Source organism: Streptomyces hokutonensis, from assembly GCF_000376565.1.
In the GTDB taxonomy this organism is placed as follows: Bacteria; Actinomycetota; Actinomycetes; order Streptomycetales; family Streptomycetaceae; genus Streptomyces; species Streptomyces hokutonensis.
Genome location: NZ_BARG01000021.1, coordinates 145034 through 163041, shown reverse-complemented (window position 1 = coordinate 163041; position 18008 = coordinate 145034). Strand labels below are relative to the sequence as shown.

16 protein-coding genes are annotated in these 18008 nt (G+C 70.6%); 9 read left to right on the top strand and 7 right to left on the bottom strand.

Annotated features, from left to right (window positions below; genetic code table 11):
- Window positions 1–78: 78 nt before the first annotated feature.
- On the top strand, window positions 79–873 hold the full coding sequence (locus SSP08S_RS10795) for a methyltransferase domain-containing protein (RefSeq protein ID WP_019067602.1): 795 nt from the start codon (window positions 79–81) through the stop codon (window positions 871–873).
- A gap of 78 nt (window positions 874–951) precedes the next feature.
- Here the strand turns inward: SSP08S_RS10795 and SSP08S_RS10790 are convergent, their stop codons facing one another.
- The 6 genes from SSP08S_RS10790 to SSP08S_RS10765 form a co-directional block, all read right to left on the bottom strand.
- Window positions 952–1866: a carbohydrate kinase family protein gene (locus SSP08S_RS10790; RefSeq protein WP_019067601.1), complete on the bottom strand. Its 915-nt coding sequence runs from the start codon at window positions 1864–1866 to the stop codon at window positions 952–954.
- Window positions 1863–2774, bottom strand: coding sequence for a pseudouridine-5'-phosphate glycosidase (locus tag SSP08S_RS10785; RefSeq protein ID WP_026178375.1), 912 nt, complete (start codon window positions 2772–2774; stop codon window positions 1863–1865). The genes SSP08S_RS10790 and SSP08S_RS10785 overlap by 4 nt, the downstream gene beginning before the upstream one ends.
- Window positions 2775–2913: 139 nt before the next feature.
- Window positions 2914–4146, bottom strand: coding sequence for a formaldehyde dehydrogenase, glutathione-independent (gene fdhA, locus SSP08S_RS10780; protein ID WP_019067599.1), 1233 nt, complete (start codon window positions 4144–4146; stop codon window positions 2914–2916).
- A 70-nt stretch (window positions 4147–4216) separates the two neighbouring features.
- A complete protein-coding gene (locus SSP08S_RS10775; protein ID WP_026178374.1) occupies window positions 4217–5527 on the bottom strand; it encodes an MFS transporter in 1311 nt (436 codons plus the stop codon).
- Between the two features lie 75 nt (window positions 5528–5602).
- Window positions 5603–6157 (bottom strand): methylated-DNA--[protein]-cysteine S-methyltransferase, encoded by a 555-nt coding sequence (locus SSP08S_RS10770; protein ID WP_019067597.1) that lies wholly within the window; start codon window positions 6155–6157, stop codon window positions 5603–5605.
- A gap of 45 nt (window positions 6158–6202) precedes the next feature.
- Window positions 6203–7078, bottom strand: coding sequence for a glycerophosphodiester phosphodiesterase (locus SSP08S_RS10765; RefSeq protein ID WP_019067596.1), 876 nt, complete (start codon window positions 7076–7078; stop codon window positions 6203–6205).
- A gap of 279 nt (window positions 7079–7357) precedes the next feature.
- Here SSP08S_RS10765 and SSP08S_RS10760 point away from each other — a divergent pair, with 279 nt between their 5' ends.
- From SSP08S_RS10760 to SSP08S_RS10730, 7 genes are all read left to right on the top strand, one after another.
- Window positions 7358–8221 carry an MHYT domain-containing protein gene (locus SSP08S_RS10760; protein WP_019067595.1) on the top strand — a complete coding sequence of 288 codons (864 nt, stop codon included), beginning with the start codon at window positions 7358–7360 and terminating at the stop codon, window positions 8219–8221.
- Between the two features lie 40 nt (window positions 8222–8261).
- The gene (gene uvrB, locus SSP08S_RS10755; protein ID WP_019067594.1) at window positions 8262–10400 is read left to right on the top strand and encodes an excinuclease ABC subunit UvrB; all 2139 of its coding nucleotides are present in this window, start codon (window positions 8262–8264) and stop codon (window positions 10398–10400) included.
- 158 nt (window positions 10401–10558) lie between these two features.
- Complete coding sequence (locus SSP08S_RS10750) at window positions 10559–11137, top strand: TerD family protein (protein ID WP_019067593.1); 579 nt, start codon at window positions 10559–10561, stop codon at window positions 11135–11137.
- A 50-nt stretch (window positions 11138–11187) separates the two neighbouring features.
- Window positions 11188–13191: a TerD family protein gene (locus SSP08S_RS10745; protein WP_019067592.1), complete on the top strand. Its 2004-nt coding sequence runs from the start codon at window positions 11188–11190 to the stop codon at window positions 13189–13191.
- A gap of 234 nt (window positions 13192–13425) precedes the next feature.
- On the top strand, window positions 13426–14427 hold the full coding sequence (locus SSP08S_RS10740) for a TerC family protein (protein WP_026178373.1): 1002 nt from the start codon (window positions 13426–13428) through the stop codon (window positions 14425–14427).
- A 128-nt stretch (window positions 14428–14555) separates the two neighbouring features.
- Window positions 14556–14870, top strand: a complete 315-nt coding sequence (locus tag SSP08S_RS10735; RefSeq protein WP_019067590.1) for a hypothetical protein — start codon at window positions 14556–14558, stop codon at window positions 14868–14870.
- A 61-nt stretch (window positions 14871–14931) separates the two neighbouring features.
- Entirely contained in the window at window positions 14932–16035 is a 1104-nt protein-coding gene (locus SSP08S_RS10730; protein ID WP_019067589.1) for a calcium:cation antiporter, read from the top strand.
- A 17-nt stretch (window positions 16036–16052) separates the two neighbouring features.
- On the opposite strand, the gene SSP08S_RS10725 is transcribed toward SSP08S_RS10730, so the two are convergent.
- The gene (locus tag SSP08S_RS10725) at window positions 16053–17357 is read right to left on the bottom strand and encodes an MFS transporter (RefSeq protein ID WP_245607859.1); all 1305 of its coding nucleotides are present in this window, start codon (window positions 17355–17357) and stop codon (window positions 16053–16055) included.
- A gap of 139 nt (window positions 17358–17496) precedes the next feature.
- Between SSP08S_RS10725 and aroQ the strand changes: the two genes are divergently transcribed.
- A complete protein-coding gene (gene aroQ / locus SSP08S_RS10720; protein WP_026178372.1) occupies window positions 17497–17970 on the top strand; it encodes a type II 3-dehydroquinate dehydratase in 474 nt (157 codons plus the stop codon).
- Window positions 17971–18008: the final 38 nt, after the last annotated feature.

The following is an 18008-nucleotide window of genomic DNA, read 5'->3' as shown; positions in this document are numbered from 1 at the left end:
TGCACGGTCGTGGCGAGGGGGTGGGGAACCGGAGCGTCGCCCCCTCCCGAGAAGCGGAGCAACTGGGATGATCGCGGCATGACGCGATCCGACGGGTATCTCCTCGACAACCGGCAGTCCGAGGCGGGGCAGCGCTTCGACGCCTTCGCCACGCTCTTCGACCCCACCACGTTCCGGCACATGGAGGGGTTCGGCGTCGGACCCGGCTGGCGGGTCTGGGAGGTCGGTGTCGGCGGCACCTCGGTGGTGTCCTGGCTGGCCAAGAAGGTCGGACCGACCGGGAAGGTCGTCGCGACCGACATCGACATCTCCCAGGTCGCCTCGGTGGCCCGCCCGCCGATCGAGGTGCGCGTCCACGACGTCGGCGCCGAGGAACCGCCGGGGGAGGGCTTCGACCTCGTGCACGCCCGCCTTGTCCTCGTCCATGTCCCGGACCGGGAACGGGCGTTGCGCTCGATGATCAAGTCCCTGCGCCCCGGTGGACGCCTCCTGATCGAGGACGCCGACCCCGCCCTCCAGCCCCTGCTCTGCCCCGACGAACACGGCCCCGAGCAGCAACTCGCGAACCGCCTCCGCCACGGCTTCCGCAAACTCCTCGCCGACCGGGGCGCCGACCTCTCCTACGGCCGCAAACTCCCGCGCCTGCTCCGCGAGGCCGGCCTGCGCCGGGTGGAGGCCGACGCGTACTTCCCGGTCACCTCACCGGCCTGCGCCGCCCTGGAATCCGCCACGGTCCGCCAGATCCGCGACCAGCTCGTCACCGCGGGCCTCGCCACGGACGAGGACATCGACCGCCACCTGGCCAACGTCGCCTCCGGCACGATGGACCTGGCGACGGCACCGATGATCTCGGCCTGGGGGCGGAAGGGGTAGGCGGGGAGCGGGAGTTGACGCCGGGCGGGTGTCGCTTGAGATGTGATGGCCGGCCCTTCCTCCAAGGGGCACTGCCCGTCACCCCCGCCCAGGCGGTCGCCCTCCCACTCGTTGCACCGCTCGCGCCCCCGCTCGACACCCTTCCCGTGCCGCCTCCTCCGGATCGGCGCCCGTCAGCAGCGTCGCGAGGAACGCCCCCGTGAACGCGTCGCCCGCGCCCGTGGTGTCCCGGGGCGTGGCGGGCTCGGCCGGTACGTGTGCGTGGACCGTCCCGGAGTGGGCCACCAAGGCCCCCTGCGCGCCCTGCTTGGTCACCACCAGGGGGACATGACGGCTCAACTTGGCCGCCGCGTCCGCCGGATCGGGCAACCCGGTGAGCAGACACGCCTCGTCCCGGCTGGGCAGCAGCATGTCCACCCCCTCGACGAGCGCCAGGAATCGGTCCACACCCAGCTCCTCCAGGAACCCCGCCGATGCCGGATCCAGACTCACCGGCACCCCACGCGCGCGTGCCGACTCCACCGCCGTGGCCACGAACGCCCGGCTCGGCCCGGAGAACAGCAGATACCCAGACAGATGCAGCCGTACGACGCCGTCCAGCAGTGCGTCCGACCAGTCCTCGGGGCCGAGCCGCAGCGCCGCGCCACTGTCGGTGAGGAACGTCCGCTCGGCCGACGCCCCCGTGTCGACCAGGCAGATCACCGTCCCGGTCGCCGCCTCCGGATCGACGACGAGACGGGGCCGTACCCCGGAGGCGACCAGCTCCCGCTCGTGCCATGCCGCCGAGTCCGCACCCACGCGACCGAGCAGCCGTACGTCAGCGCAGCCCCAATGGGCCGCCCAGCACGCCACGTTGGCGCCCGCGCCGCCCGGCACGGTCCGGATCACGGCAGCCGTGTCGGTGCCCGGGGCGAGCGGGCCCCGATGCCGGGCCACGATGTCCGTGACCACGTCCCCGACGACCAGGAGCGCGCCGGCCGGCCCGGTCGTCACGCCTCCTCTGCCCAGGCCGCCGCGATCCGCCCCGCCAGCCGTACGTTGCCGCGCACGGCCGCCAGATTGGCGCTCAGCGAGGCACCGTCCGTGTGCTCCACGAGGTAGCCGAGGAGGAACGGGGTGACCGCCTGCCCGGTGATGCCCTCCGCCTCGCACGCGTGCAGCGCGTCGGCGAGCACGCGCGCGTGCAGCGCGGGATCCAACTGCTCGTCCTCGGGCACGGGGTTGGCGACGATCAGCGTCGACTCCGGGGCGTCGAGCGCGTCCTGCGCCCGCATCACGGCCGCCACCTGCTGCGGGGTCTCCAGCGTCCAGTCCACCGGGTATCCGGAGTCGGAGAGGTAGAAGCCGGGGAAGCGGTCCGTGCCGTATCCGGCGACCGCCACGCCAAGCGTCTCCAGGCGCTGCAAGGTCGCCGGCACGTCCAGGATCGACTTCACGCCCGCGCAGACCACCGTGATCCGGGTGGACGCCAGCAGCCCCAGGTCGGCGGACTCGTCCTGCGTCACCGTCCACTCCCGGTGCACCCCGCCCAGGCCCCCGGTCGCGAACACCCGGACACCCGCCCGCGCCGCCAGCAGCGCCGTCGCCGACACCGTGGTCGCCCCGCTCGCGCCCGCCGCCACCGCGAGCGGCAGATCACGGTGGCCGAGCTTGCGGATCCCGTCCTCGTTGGCGACCCGCTCCAACTGCTCCTTGTCCAGGCCGACATGGGGCCGCCCGTCCAGCACGGCGATCGTCGCGGGGACCGCGCCCTCCTGCCGTACCGCCGCCTCCAGTTCCAGCGCCACCTGCAGATTGCGCGGGCGCGGCAGCCCGTGCGCGATGATCGTCGACTCCAGGGCCACCACGGGTCGACGCGCGTCGATCGCCTCGCGTACTTCCTCGGACACCACTAGCACCACGCGCCTCCTGTCGTTCGGTCTTCCCTCATCCCTGGCGGGCTCAGTGCCCGGTCAAACCCTCGCGGGCTGTGGGAGACATCATCACCGTCCGACATGGAAAACGGGGGCCACGCGTGCGTGGCCCCCGCGTTCCCGTGCGTCAGACCGGGCTGATGCCGGCCAGCGTCCCGTGCGGATCGAGCACGTACTTGCGGCTGGCGCCCTGGTCGAACTCGGCGTAGCCGCGCGGTGCGTCCTCCAGCGCGATCGGGGTCGCGTTGACCGCCTTGGCGATGTGCACGCGTCCGTGCAGGATCGCCATCATCAGACTCCGGTGGTACGTCATCACCGGGCACTGACCGGTCGTGAACCGGTGGCTCTTGGCCCAGCCGAGGCCGAGCCGCACCTTCAGGGTGCCGCTCTTCGCGTCCTCGTCGATCCCGCCGGGGTCGTCGGTGACGTACAGCCCGGGGATGCCGAGGGCACCACCCGCGCGCGTGACGCCCATCAGCGAGTTGAGGACGGTCGCCGGTGCCTCCGGGGCGTTCGGGCCGTGTGCCCGTGCCTCGAAGCCGACCGCGTCGACCGCCGCGTCCACCTCGGGTTCGCCGAGGATCCCGGCTATCTGCTCTCCGATGTCGCCGCGCGAGACGTCCACGGTCTCGCAGCCGAAACTCCTTGCCTGGGCCAGGCGTTCGGCGTTGAGGTCGCCGACGATGACGACCGCGGCGCCCAGCAGCTGCGCCGACGCTGCCGCCGCGAGCCCGACCGGACCCGCCCCGGCGACGTACACCGTGGACCCGACCCCGGCGCCCGCGGTGACCGCGCCGTGGAAACCGGTCGGGAAGATGTCCGACAGCATGGTCAGATCGAGCAGCTTCTCGCGTGCCTCGTCCCGGTCGGGGAACTTCAGCAGGTTGAAGTCCGCGTACGGGACCATGGCGTACTCGGCCTGACCGCCGACCCAGCCGCCCATGTCGACATAGCCGTAGGCCGCCCCAGGCCGGGCCGGGTTGACGTTCAGGCAGATGCCGGTCTTGCGCTCCTTGCAGTTGCGGCACCGCCCGCAGGCGATGTTGAACGGTACGGAGACGATGTCGCCCACGTCGATGAACTCGACGTCCGGACCCCGTTCGACGACCTCTCCGGTGATCTCGTGTCCGAGGACCAGCCCCTCGGGCGCGGTCGTCCGACCGCGCACCATGTGCTGGTCGCTGCCGCAGATGTTGCTGGCGAGCACCTTCAGGACCACCCCGTGCCGGACCTTGCGGCCGACGTTGGCCTGGGCGACTCCCGGCCCGTCCTGCAGTTCAAGCGTCGGGTAGTCGATGGTCCTGACTTCGACCGCTCCCGGCTTGAGATACGCGACTGCCCTGTTTCCGCTTCCACTCATGCGTGATCGCCGTCCCTTCGGCTCCGATCCCCCGGATGCCAGTGGCTGTGCGCGCGCATGGCGGAGTCTGCTACCGGCTCGGCGTCCCGGCCACCCTCCGCGGGCCATCGGAAACCGGGGTTTTCCGGGAGCGGGTGAACAGCGCCAGCGCGGCCAGGGGTATCAGCAGGCAGGCGGCGGCGAGGTTCAGCCAGCCGTAGCTGGCCTCCGCGACCACCAGACCGGCCACCGCCCCGCCGATGCCCGCCGAGCTGTTCATGGTGAGGTCGGACAGGCCCTGTGCGGCGGCGCGCGCGGGCTGCGGGACCGAGTCGGTGAGCAGCGCCGAGCCGGAGACGAGCCCCGCCGACCAGCCCAGGCCCAGTACGAACAGCCCCAGCGCGATCCGCCCGTGACTTCCGCCGGCCGTACCGGCGAGGAACGCGGCGCAGGCCAGCAGCCCCACCGCGAGCCCTATCCCGGACAGCCGCCCGACCCGGTCGGACAGCCTCCCCATGAGCGGCGAGAACGCGTACATCCCCGCGATGTGTCCGCTGATCACCAGCCCGACCAGATCGATGCTCGCCCCGTGATGGCCCAGTTCGACCGGAGTCATCGCCATCACCGACACCATCGCGGTGTGCACCACGGCCACCGTCACCAGCGCGAGCCGCGCCCGCGGCGAGGCGGCCACCGCGGCGAACCCCGCCCGCAGCGACCGCGCGGCCGGTGACCGGTCCTCCTCCGGCGCGAGCGCCCGGGCCGTCAACAACGGATCGGGCCGCAGCAGTACGGCGACCACGACCGCGGCGACCAGGAAGATCCCGCCCGCCCACAGGAAGGGGCCCGCCGCCTCGGGTATCCCGAGCCCGGAGACGCTACGGCCCGCGGGCGCGGCGATGTTGGGTCCGAGGACCGCCCCTATGGTCGTCGCCCACACGACACGTGAGATGGCCCGCGCCCGCTGCTCCGGCTCGGCCAGATCGGCGGCGGCGAACCGGGACTGCAGATTCGCCGACGAGGCCGCCCCGAAGCAGGCCATGCCGCACAGCAGCAGCGGAAAGCTCCCGATGCTCGCGGCGAGCACCACGACACCGGCTCCCAGCGCCCCGACCAGATAGCCGAGGACCAGGCCGGGACGCCGGCCGCGTGCCGTCATCAGCGCCGCCAGCGGCATCGACAGCAGCGCGGTGCCCGTGACGGTCGCCGTGGGCGCCAGCCCGGACAGCGACTCGGTCCCGCTGATCTGCTTGGCCAGGACGGCGGCCAGCGCGATCCCGGTGGCGACACCGAGCCCGCCCAGGATCTGGGTCGCGATGAGCACGCCGGAGATCCGACGCCGCAGGGCGGGCAGCCGTTCGGCCGTGACGGCCCGCTCCTCCAGGGCGGTCACAACGCGCACCCGCAGTCACTGTGACCGCATGTGCAACCGGTCTTCCCCAGCACGGTCTCTCCCCCCGTAGTCACCTGCCCGAGCTCAGAACAACGGCTCGGGCAGCACCCCCTCCAGCGCCAGCAGCTTCCGCTTCGTCTCCAGGCCGCCCCCGAACCCGCCGATACCGCCGTCGCTCTCCACGACCCGATGGCACGGCACCACGACCGGCAGCGGATTGGAACCCATCGCGACCCCCACCGCCTGGGCCGCACGCGGCTGACCGACCCGCCCGGCCAGATCGCCGTAGCCGACGACCGAGCCGTACGGGACGCCGGACGCCAGCTCGCGCAGCACCTGCCGGTTGAAGCCGGAGATCAGGGACCAGTCGAGCGGCAGGTCGAAGTCGCGTCGCGTTCCGGCGAAGTAGGCCTCGAACTGACGTATCGCCTCGGCCAGCAAGGGGGAGTCGGGCGCCTCGACCGGTTCGGTGCCCAGCCGGGACGCCAGCCGGTCGAGTGTCCTGTCGCGCACCGCGTCCGTGGCGTGGAAGACGACGTTGACCAGGCCGTCCTGTGTCGCGGCCAGCAGCAGCGGACCGATGTCGGTGCCGACGACGGTCCACTCGACCCGCTGCTCGTTCTGCCCATGGCTGTCCATGCGCCCACCGTACGACCCGGCACTGACAACGCCCCGCGAGCGGTCTCAGAACCCGTTCAGCGCGGACCGCACCACGTCCGGTTTGTTGGTGATGATGCCGTCCACGCCGTACCCGGCGACCTTCCAGGCGGTGGGCGCGTCGTCGACGGTCCAGGCGTACACCTCCATCGGAGTGCCGTGCGGGCCCGTGAGCCCGTGCACGGCGGAGACGTAGCTCGTGGAGATCGAGCCGTACGACGGGTTGATCAGGTCGGTGAAGGCGGCGTACTCGTGCAGGGCGGAGACGGAAGGCGTGCCGAGGAAGCCGGTCCTGATGCCGGGGCTGAGGTCGTGCACGATCCGGATGCTGTCCGCGCTGAAGCTCTGCACGATCAGCCGGCCGCCGAGGTGGGACTGGTCGAGCCATCCTTCGTTGCCCAGGACCTTGAGGGTCTGCTGCTCGATGCCGGGGTACAGCTCCGGGTTCTTGATCTCCAGGAGCAGGCTCTGGTGGTTGTGTTCCACCTCGCGCATGTACTGCGTGAGCGTGGGCACGCGCGTGCCCGTGAACGCGGGGCCGAACCAGCTGCCCGCGTCGAGGCGGGCGATCTCGGCGGCGGTGAAGTCCTTCACCTTCCAGGGGGCCCGGTCGGGGAACACCTTCGCGACGTCGGTGGTGCGCTTCAGGCTGTCGTCGTGGATGACGACGAGTTCGCCGTCCTTGGTGCGCTGGACGTCGTTCTCCACCCACTGGAAACCGAGCCGGGCCGCCTTGTCGATGGAGGCCAGGGTGTTCTCGGGGGCGTAGGCGGACGCGCCGCGATGGGCGACCACGGTGGGCCACTGGGCGGCGTCACCGGCACTGGCCCGGGGGGAGGGGAGCAGGAGGGCGGCGGCCCCCAGGAGCGCGGTGGTCGAGGCGGCAACTGCGCGCAGGTGCATGCGTACTCCTCGCGTCGAGCGATCACATACGGCTCGAGAATGACAGCGGAACGTCACTACCCGTGGGGTACGGGATGGACACAGAATGAATGGAGTTGCCCAAGTCCGCTCACCGGTGCCGCACAAGTGGGGCGGGGCCGTGTTTCTTTGCCGGAAAATCGTTCGACCATTCCGGTGGGGGTCATACTCTCTGCGTCGACCCTGACCGTTCCTGCGGTCCTGGGGCTGGGCGGGTTTCAGGAATTTGCGGGACGGAACAGGGCGGAAGGGTTACTGCGCATGCAGGGCACGGTCGACGGTTTCAGCTACGGACTCGTCACACCGCTGGTGGCCTACCTCATGGCCTGCCTTGGCGGTGCGCTCGGCCTGCGCTGCACCACCAGATCGATGCTCGTGGCCCAGTCCTGGAGGCCCGGCTGGCTCGCCCTGGGATCGGCGGCCATCGGTTCCGGCATATGGACGATGCACTTCATCGCGATGATGGGTTTCTCGGTCCGCCAGACACCGGTCCACTACGACAAGCCGATGACCTTCGCGAGCCTCGCCGTCGCCATCGTCATGGTGGGCGTCGGGATCTTCATCGTCGGCTACCGGGGAGCCAGGGGGACGGCCCTGTTCACCGGCGGCACCCTCACCGGCCTGGGCATCGCCTCGATGCACTACCTGGGCATGGCCGGCATGCGCCTCAACGGAAAGCTCGAGTACAACACCTTCACGGTCACCGCCTCCGTCGTCATAGCGGTCGTCGCCGCGATCAGCGCCCTGTGGGCGGCCGGACAGGTCCGCGGATTCCTGTGGAGCGTGGGCGCGAGCCTCATCATGGGGCTCGCCGTCACCGGCATGCACTACACCGGGATGGCCGCCCTCACCGTCCACGTCCACGGCACGGCCGCGACCACCGACGGAGTCTCCGCCGCGTCACTGCTCGCGCCCATGATGATCGGCCCCCTCGCCTTCCTGGCCCTGGCCGGTGTCGTCGTGCTGTTCGACCCGCTGATGGTCATGGGGAAGCCCGCCCGGCTCCCCGTCGAGCACAAGCCCGGCGTCCCGGCCGGCGCCGTCGTCCCGCACCCCCGGCGCACCCCGGTCCGCGCCGACCGCGACCTCGGACACCGTCGCTCCCGCACCCCGCAGAACCGCTGATCCGACCCCGTTGTCAGTGGCGGGTCGTACGGTTGGTTCCATGCGGCCCGTTTCCCACATCGAACGCACGGTGGCGCCTTTCGAGGTCGTCAGTTCCTACCAGCCCAGCGGCGACCAGCCGGCGGCCATCGCCGAGCTGGCCCGGCGCGTCGAGGCAGGTGAGAAGGACGTCGTCCTGCTCGGCGCGACCGGCACCGGCAAGTCGGCCACCACCGCGTGGATGATCGAGAAGCTCCAGCGCCCCACCCTGGTGATGGCGCCGAACAAGACCCTGGCCGCCCAGCTGGCCAACGAGTTCCGCGAGCTCCTGCCGAACAACGCGGTCGAGTACTTCGTCTCGTACTACGACTACTACCAGCCCGAGGCCTACGTCCCGCAGTCGGACACCTACATCGAGAAGGACTCCTCGGTCAACGAGGAGGTCGAGCGCCTGCGCCACTCCGCGACCAACTCGCTGCTCACCCGCCGCGACGTCATCGTGGTCGCCTCGGTCTCCTGCATCTACGGCCTCGGTACTCCGCAGGAGTACGTGGACCGCATGGTCCCTCTCAAGGTCGGCGACGAGATCGACCGCGACCAGCTGCTGCGCCGCTTCGTGGACATCCAGTACACGCGCAACGACCTGGCCTTCACCCGCGGCACCTTCCGCGTCCGCGGCGACACCATCGAGATCTTCCCGGTCTACGAGGAACTGGCCGTCCGCATCGAGATGTTCGGCGACGAGATCGAGGCCCTCTCCACCCTCCACCCGCTGACCGGCGAGATCATCAGCGAGGACGAGCACCTCTACGTCTTTCCGGCCTCCCACTACATCGCGGGACCCGAGCGCATGGAGCGGGCCGTCAACGACATCGAGAAGGAACTCGGCGAGCGGCTGGCCGAGATGGAGAAGCAGGGCAAGCTCCTCGAGGCCCAGCGCCTGCGGATGCGCACCACGTACGACCTGGAGATGCTTCGCCAGATCGGTTCCTGCTCCGGCGTCGAGAACTACTCGATGCACTTCGACGGCCGCGAGCCCGGCTCAGCGCCGAACACCCTGATCGACTACTTCCCCGAGGACTTCCTCCTCGTCATCGACGAGTCGCACAACACGGTCCCGCAGATCGGCGCGATGTACGAGGGCGACGCCTCCCGCAAGCGCACCCTCGTCGACCACGGCTTCCGGCTGCCCTCCGCCCTGGACAACCGCCCCCTGAAGTGGGAGGAGTTCCAGAAGCGCATCGGACAGACGGTCTATCTCTCGGCGACCCCGGGCAAGTACGAGCTCTCGCGCGCGGACGGCACCGTGGAGCAGATCATCCGCCCCACCGGCCTCATCGACCCCGAGGTCGTCGTCAAGCCCACCGAGGGCCAGATCGACGACCTGGTGCACGAGATCCGGAAGCGCACCGAGAAGGACGAGCGCGTCCTGGTCACCACCCTCACCAAGAAGATGGCCGAGGACCTCACCGACTACTTCCTCGAACTCGGCATCCAGGTGCGCTACTTGCACAGCGACGTCGACACCCTGCGCCGCATCGAGCTGCTGCGCGAGCTGCGCTCCGGCGAGTTCGACGTCCTGGTCGGCATCAACCTCCTCCGCGAGGGCCTCGACCTGCCCGAGGTCTCCCTGGTCGCCATCCTGGACGCCGACAAGGAGGGCTTCCTGCGCTCCGGTACCTCCCTGATCCAGACCATCGGCCGCGCGGCGCGCAACGTCTCCGGCCAGGTCCACATGTACGCCGACAAGATCACCCCGGCGATGGAGAAGGCCATCGAGGAGACCAACCGCCGCCGGGAGAAGCAGGTCGCGTACAACACGGCGCACGGCATCGACCCCCAGCCGCTCCGCAAGAAGATCAACGACATCGTCGCGCAGATCGCCCGCGAGGACGTCGACACGGAGCAGCTGCTCGGCTCGGGCTATCGCAAGGCCAAGGACGGCAAGGGCGCCAAGGCCCCCGTGCCCGCGCTCGGCGGCAAGGCCGCCAAGGCGTCCAAGTCGGCCAAGGGGAAGGCCAAGGACGGGGTGCCGACCGACCGTCCCGCGGCCGAACTCGCGGAGCAGATCGAGGAGATGACTGCGCGTATGCGCGCCGCCGCCGCGGACCTCCAGTTCGAGGTCGCCGCCCGGCTGCGCGACGAGGTGCACGAGATGAAGAAGGAACTGCGGCAGATGAAGGAGGCGGGCCTCGCCTGACCCCCTTGGGGGAGCGCCGGACCTCGGGATATGCGCTCTGTGTTGCAAGACCGACACAAAGTCCGATGCGGGGTTCGGCACTGTCAGTGCCGCTGCGTAGGGTTCTGGGCAGCCGTGGATTCCGCGGCAACAGGGGACAGTTCGAGAGGGGAACAGCCGTGACCGTCAACATGACCAAGGGTCAGGCCATCAGTCTTGAGAAGAACGACGGGACCGGCCTGACCGCGGTGCGCATGGGTCTCGGCTGGCAGGCGGCTCCCCGGCGCGGCCTGTTCGGCTCGCGCACCCGGGAGATCGACCTCGACGCGTCCGCCGTACTGTTCGCCGACAAGCAGCCGGTCGACGTGGTGTTCTTCCGCCACCTGGTGAGCGACGACGGCTCCGTCCGGCACACCGGCGACAACCTCGTCGGCGGTGTCGGCCAGGGAGGCGACGACGAGGCCATCCTCGTCGACCTCGCGCGCGTGCCGGTCCACATCGACCAGATCGTCTTCACCGTGAACTCCTTCACGGGCCAGACCTTCCAGGAGGTGCAGAACGCGTTCTGCCGCCTGGTCGACGAGACCAACGGCCAGGAGCTGGCCCGCTACACGCTGGCGGGCGGCGGCCAGTACACGGCCCAGATCATGGCGAAGGTGCACCGCACCGGCTCCGGCTGGACCCTGACGGCCCTCGGCACACCGACCAACGGCCGCACCTTCCAGGACCTGATGCCGGCGATCCTGCCGCACCTGTAAGGCGGCTTGGCGCACACGGGACGACACGGCTGAGCAGGGGGACGAGAGCGATGGCGGCCGAGCTGGTGCGAGGGCAGAACCACCCGCTCTCCCAGATGCGTCTGGAGATCCGGGTCGCGGCCGGCAAGCCGGTCGTGGCCGCCGCCACGCTCGGCGACGAGCGCGGCAGGATCCACGGCGTGGAATGGGTGGCCCACCCGGGCACACCGACCCTGCCCGGCCTGGAGGTCTCCAAGCAGGCCGCCGCCGACCACCGTCTCGCGGTGGACCTGGGCGCCATGCCGGAGGCCGTGCACCGCGTCAGCGTGCTGCTCGCGCTGCCCCTCGGCGCCGGCGGCCCCACCCGCTTCGGGGCCGTCGCCGCACCCTTCGTAGCGGTCACCGGCCTCGACGGCACCGAGGTCGCCAGCTACACGATCACCGGCCTGGACGCCGAATCGGCAGTCGTGGCCCTGGAGTTGTACCGCAGACAGGGCGCCTGGAAAGTACGCGCCGTCGGCCAGGGCTACGCGGGCGGCCTGGCCGAACTCCTCACCGACCAGGGCCTGCCCCAGGCCGCCCACCTCGCGGGCGGCATCAACGAAGCGGTGGCCCGGGGCCTGGCCCGCTCCGTGGCAACACCCCCACCTCGAACCACGGACGGCGACCGCACCCGCCAGACGGCCACACCGGGCATCGGCCCCGACGCGAGCGGTCCTACGACACCGGGCGCCTCCGGGGCCGTAGCACCGCAGCCGTCGACCTCTCCGTACGGTGCGCAAGGCGCTGTGGCGCCGCCGTCCGGATACCCCGCGGACCCGGCCGCCGCCCAGCCCGCCGCCCCCGCCACCGGTGGCCCGATCGACTACAGCCACCCGCGTCGGGGGACCGGGGCGCCCCCGTCGCCCGCGCCGACCGCGCCCCCGGCTCCGCCCGGACAGGCCGCGCAGCCCGTCGCCGGTGACGCGACCGGGTGGTCGATGGAGGAGCGGCTCTACAACCAGGTGTGGGGCATGTTCGAGGACCTGGCCCGCACCATGGCCGCGTACCGCAGCGCGGTCGACTTCGCCGACTCGCGCATGGAGAAGGAGCTCGACCAGGCGCTGTCCGACCCGCGCAGCCGGATCGGCGGCCAGGGCGACGCGGCCCGGGAGGCGGCCCAGGCCAAGCACGCCCAACTCGTCGACCAGGCGCGGGCGGCCCTCGACCGGGACCTCGCCCAGCTGGCCGCCGAGTCCGAGGTGGTCGAACCCGCGCTCCCACTGGCCTTCGCCGGCTGGGACAACCCCGTCTGGCACGGATACCGCGTCCCGATGGAGATCCCCATGGCCCTGCGCCTGGGCGACCTCCACCTCCCGGAGAGCCCCGACCTGCGGATCCCGATGCTGGTGCGGCTGCCGTTGGAGCGCGGTCTGTGGATCGACAGCGGTGGCGGGGAGTCCCTGGACGGCTCGTTCGCCGACTCCCACGAGCTGCGGCGCCTCGCGCTCGACACGGCCGTGGCGCACGCGGCCCGGCTGCTGGCCGTGTATCCGGTGGGCGAGTTCGCCGTGCACGTCATCGACCCGGCCGGTTCGGCGGCGCAGGCGCTGGTCCCGCTGGTGCACACCGGCGTGCTCGCGGCGCCGCCCGCCGTGGGGGCCGCCGGGGTCGCGGACGTGCTGGCCCGGCTGACCCAGCGGGTGGACCTGGTGCAGATGGCGGTGCGCGGCGGAGCCGCCGACTCACTGCCGCCCGGCCTCGACACGGCCGAACAGCTGCTGATCGTCAACGACTTCCCGCACGGCTTCGACGACCGTGCCGTGACCCAGCTGCGCTATCTCGCGGACGAGGGACCGGCCGTCGGCGTCCATCTGATGATGGTCGCGGACCGCGAGGACGCGGCGGGCTACGGCCCGTTGCTCGACCCGCTCTGGCGTTCGCTGATGCGACTCACCCCACTGCCCGACGACCATCTCGCCGACCCGTGGGTGGGTCATGCCTGGACGTACGAGCCCTCGCTCGTGCCGCCCGGCAGTCAGGTGCTCCAGCGGGTGCTGACCGAGGTTGCGACAGCGCGTACCAAGTACAGGTAAAGAGCTCTCACCTGCTACTTTGTCTTTTCTTTGCCCATCTCTTTACCTTTCCTTGGTGATTGGGGTAAGCTCTTCCGTACGGAGGGGAGTACTCCCTATCTGCTGCGGCGTACCCGTCAATACGGATCAGGCCAGATCCCGGGGCGTCGGCCCTGGACGCCCGTCCAAGGTGGAAGAGACCTCCGGTAGCGACGACGCTGACCATTTGCCGTTAATACCGCCGGAGGAGCAGTAGTGGATGTTTCCGTGACCCTGTGGGTCCTGACCATCGTGGGGCTGGCCGCCCTCATCGCCGTCGACTTCTTCATCGGCCGCAAGCCGCATGACGTGTCGATCAAGGAAGCCGGGATCTGGACGATCGTCTGGATCGCCCTCGCCGGACTCTTCGGACTCGGACTGCTTATCTTCGGAGGCGGCCAGGCCGGCGGCGAGTTCTTCGCCGGATTCATCACCGAGAAGTCGCTGAGCGTCGACAACCTCTTCGTCTTCGTGCTGATCATGGCGAAGTTCGCCGTGCCCTCGCAGTACCAGCAGCGGGTGCTGCTCGTCGGCGTCCTCATAGCCCTGGTCCTGCGCGCCGTCTTCATCGCGGCGGGCGCGGCCGTCCTCGCCAACTTCGCCTGGGTCTTCTACATCTTCGGCGCCTTCCTCATCTGGACCGCCTGGAAGCTCATCCAGGAGGCCCGCGCCGACGAGGAGGACGAGGAGTTCGAGGAGAACAAGCTGCTCAAGGCCGCCGAGCGCCGCTTCGGCGTGGCCGACCGGTACCACGGCACCAAGCTGTGGATCCAGGAGAACGGCAAGCGGGTCATGACCCCGATGCTGGTCGTGATGCTCGCCATCGGTACGACGGACGTGCTGTTCGCCCTCGACTCCATCCCCGCGATCTTCGGCCTGACGCAGGACCCGTACATCGTGTTCACGGCCAACGCGTTCGCCCTGATGGGCCTGAGGCAGCTGTACTTCCTCATCGGCGGCCTGCTCAAGAAGCTGGTCCACCTCAGCTACGGCCTGTCGGTCATCCTCGGCTTCATCGGCGTCAAGCTGGTGCTGCACGCACTGCACGAGTCCGGGGTCCATGTCCCGGAGATCTCCATCCCGGTCTCCCTCGGCGTGATCTGCGGTGTCCTGATCGTCACCACGATCACCAGCCTGATGGCCAACAAGAAGCAGGCGGCGGCCGAGGCGGCGCAGACGGGGACCGAAGGCGCTCCGAAGGACAGCATCGACGCCTGACCACGCCGGACGTAGGAACAACGAACACCGGGAGCACCGCACGATGAATTGCCGACCACCGCTCCCGGTGCTTCGTTGGATACCGAGCGCCCCCACCCCGGGGGTGGCACGGCCGGGTGGAGGCATCCATGGACGCAGCGATGAAATTCGTGCAGATCGTCGACTTCGAGACCGACCGCTTCGACGAGATGCGAGAGCTGGCGGAGGAGGCGGACAAACGCATGGCCGGCCGCGACGGCGGGCCCACCCACCGCCTCGTCCTGCGGGACAGGAACAAGCCCGGCCACGTCCTCGTCGTGATCGAGTTCGACTCGTACGAGGACGCCATGCGCAACAGCAACGATCCCGGTACCACCGAATTCGCCCAGCAGATGGCCGCGCTGTGTACCAGGCCGCCGTCCTTCACCGACTGCGACGTCCTGGACATGACCGAGTTCAAGTAGCGCGCGACGGGCTCCGCGACGCCGGAGTGCGGGGCCCGTACGCCTCTGCGAGGATCTCTTCATGATCACTCGGCTCAGGTCGCTCACCACCCGGTGGACGACCTTCGTACCGGTGCTCGCGGCCGTCCTGCTGATCTTCACCTGGGGGCGCAAGGACCTGCCCGGCGTGGTCGTCGCCCTGGTGACCCTGGTCCTCGCCGGGGCCGTCCTGGCTGCGGTGCACCACGCCGAGGTCATCGCCCACCGCGTCGGCGAACCCTTCGGCTCCCTGGTCCTGGCCGTCGCCGTCACGATCATCGAGGTCGCCCTGATCGTCACCCTGATGGCCGACGGCGGCGACAAGAGCTCGACCCTCGCCAGAGACACCGTCTTCGCGGCCGTCATGATCACCTGCAACGGCATCGTCGGCCTGTGCCTGATCGTCGCCTCGCTGCGGCACGGCACGGCGGTCTTCAACCCCGAGGGCACCGGCGCCGCCCTCGCCACCGTGGCGACCCTGGCGACGCTCAGCCTGGTCCTGCCGACCTTCACCACCAGCAAGCCGGGCCCGGAGTTCTCCGGCGCCCAGCTCACCTTCGCCGCACTGTCCTCACTCGCCCTGTACGGCCTCTTCGTGGCCACGCAGACCGTGCGGCACCGCGACTACTTCCTGCCGGTCTCCCGGCAGGGTGCGGTGATCACCAAGGACCACCACGCGGACGCGCCGACCGCCCGCACCGCCCTGATCAGCCTGGGCCTGCTCGGCCTCGCCCTGATCGGGGTCGTAGGACTGGCCAAGGGCGTGTCGCCGACCATCGAGTCCGGCGTCGAGGCCGCCGGGCTGCACCACGCCGTCGTCGGCGTGATCATCGCGCTGCTCGTCCTGCTCCCCGAGACCATCGCCGCCCTGCGCTCCGCCCGCCGCGACCGCGTGCAGACCAGTCTCAACCTCGCGCTCGGCTCGGCCATGGCCAGCATCGGCCTCACCATCCCCGCCGTCGCCCTGGCGTCCATCTGGCTCTCCGGACCGCTCGTCCTCGGCCTCGGCTCGACCCACATGGTGCTGCTCGCCCTGACCGTGGTGGTCAGCTCCCTGACCGTGGTGCCGGGACGGGCGACACCGCTCCAGGGCGGCGTCCATCTGGTGCTGTTCGCGGCGTACTTGGAGCTGGCGATCAACCCGTAGCCGAGTCACCAGCCGGCTCACCCGGTGGCCGGCTCGGGGACCGCCAACCGCACAGGCCGCGTCTCCGGCAGCAGCGCGAAGCAGCCCAGGCTGAACAGCGCCACCCCGGTCAGATAGGCGCCCACACCCCAGGGAACGTGCCCGCCGTGCTCGGCGAGCGCCGTCGCCACGATCGGGGTGAGCGCGCCGCCGAGGACCCCGCCGAGGTTGTAGCCCACGGCGGCGCCGGTGCAGCGCACCCGCGGCTCGTACAGCTCCGGCAGATAGGCGCCGAGCACGGCGAACATCGTCACGAAGGCAAGCAGCGCCCCCAGGAACCCGAGGAACATCAGCAGCGGCGCACCCGTGGCGAGCAGCCCGACCATCGGGAACATCCACAGCGCGGCGGCCGCGCACCCCAGCAGGCAGAGCGGCCGGCGCCCGTAGCGGTCGCTCAGCAGCGCCACCAGCGGGGTCAGTGAGCCCTTCACCACCACGGCGGCCATGATGCAGGCCAGCATCTCGGTACGGCCGACCCCGAGCCGCTCCGTGCCGTAGGCGAGGGACCAGGTCGTCACCGCGTAGAAGATGGCGTACCCCACCGACAGCGCCCCGGCGGTCAGCAGGACCAGCCGCCAGTGGTCGCGCACGACCTCGGCGAGCGGCACGCGCGCGTGGTCGTCGATTTCGAGGAACCGGGGACTCTCGACGAGCGACGAACGCAGCCACAGCCCGCCCAGTGCCAGCGCCCCGGCCACCCAGAACGGCACCCGCCAGCCCCACTGCGCGAACTGCGCGTCGGTCAGGGTCGCCGACAGCGCCAGCATCACGCCATTGGCCAGCAGGAACCCCACCGCCGGCCCGATCTGGGGAAAGCTCGACCACAGTCCGCGCCGCCCGGCGGGCGCGTGCTCGGCCGTCAGCAGCACCGCCCCGCCCCACTCCCCGCCGAGCCCCAGCCCCTGCAGAAATCGCAGCATCAGGAGGAGCACGGGAGCGGCCACCCCGATCGAGCCGTACGACGGGACGCAGCCGACCGCGACCGTCGAAGCACCGGTCAGCAGCAGCGAGGCGACGAGAACCGGCCGTCGCCCGCGCCGGTCCCCGAAGTGCCCGAACAGGATCGAGCCCAGTGGTCGCGCCACGAAGCCCACACCGAACGTCCCGAAGGCGGCCAGGGTCCCCGCGACCGGCGAGAACGTCGGGAAGAACAGCGGACCGAGGACCAGAGCGGCCGCCGTGCCGTAGACGAAGAAGTCGTAGAACTCGATCGCGGTTCCGGCGAGGGAGGCGGCGGCGAGCCGCAGCATGGACGGGGGGCCTACGGTGCGTGCATCGTGCATGCCGCGTCAACTACCCACAGTGAACAACGGTTACGGGGGCGCACGGTGGTGCGCAGGCGGCGTGATAGACCGGGTCCGAGCAGTGGCCGTCAATCGGCGGCCCATCTCGAACGACATGTCCGAACGGACCGGAGGAACCGTGCCCCGCACCCTGGCCAACGCCCCGATCATGATCCTCAACGGCCCCAACCTGAACCTCCTCGGCCAGCGCCAGCCGGAGATCTACGGCTCCGACACGCTCGCCGACGTCGAGGCGCTGTGCGTCAAGGCGGCGGCCGGGCACGGCGGCACGGTGGACTTCCGGCAGTCCAACCACGAGGGCGAGCTGGTCGACTGGATCCACGAGGCGCGGCTCAACCACTGCGGCATCGTGATCAACCCGGGGGCGTACTCGCACACGTCCATCGCCATCCTGGACGCCCTCAACACCTGTGACGGGCTGCCGGTGTTGGAGGTCCACATCTCCAACATCCACCAGCGCGAGTCGTTCCGGCACCACTCCTACGTCTCGCTGCGCGCCGACGGCGTGATCGCGGGGTGCGGTGTGCAGGGGTATGTGTTCGGTGTGGAGCGGGTCGCCGCGCTGGCGGGGGCTGGGAAGGCCGACGCGTAAGCACCGGCCTCCAGGCGCACGCCCCTTACAGACGACCC

Excerpts from the sequence above, each read along its gene's own strand:
- SSP08S_RS10795 (WP_019067602.1), top strand. The coding sequence starts at position 79 with ATGACGCGATCCGACGGGTATCTCCTCGACAACCGGCAGTCCGAGGCG.
- fdhA (WP_019067599.1), bottom strand. The coding sequence starts at position 4,146 with ATGAGTGGAAGCGGAAACAGGGCAGTCGCGTATCTCAAGCCGGGAGCG.
- SSP08S_RS10760 (WP_019067595.1), top strand. The coding sequence starts at position 7,358 with ATGCAGGGCACGGTCGACGGTTTCAGCTACGGACTCGTCACACCGCTG.
- SSP08S_RS10745 (WP_019067592.1), top strand. The coding sequence starts at position 11,188 with ATGGCGGCCGAGCTGGTGCGAGGGCAGAACCACCCGCTCTCCCAGATG.
- SSP08S_RS10735 (WP_019067590.1), top strand. The coding sequence starts at position 14,556 with ATGGACGCAGCGATGAAATTCGTGCAGATCGTCGACTTCGAGACCGAC.
- SSP08S_RS10770 (WP_019067597.1), bottom strand. The coding sequence starts at position 6,157 with ATGGACAGCCATGGGCAGAACGAGCAGCGGGTCGAGTGGACCGTCGTC.
- SSP08S_RS10730 (WP_019067589.1), top strand. The coding sequence starts at position 14,932 with ATGATCACTCGGCTCAGGTCGCTCACCACCCGGTGGACGACCTTCGTA.
- SSP08S_RS10765 (WP_019067596.1), bottom strand. The coding sequence starts at position 7,078 with ATGCACCTGCGCGCAGTTGCCGCCTCGACCACCGCGCTCCTGGGGGCC.
- SSP08S_RS10725 (WP_245607859.1), bottom strand. The coding sequence starts at position 17,357 with ATGCACGATGCACGCACCGTAGGCCCCCCGTCCATGCTGCGGCTCGCC.
- uvrB (WP_019067594.1), top strand. The coding sequence starts at position 8,262 with ATGCGGCCCGTTTCCCACATCGAACGCACGGTGGCGCCTTTCGAGGTC.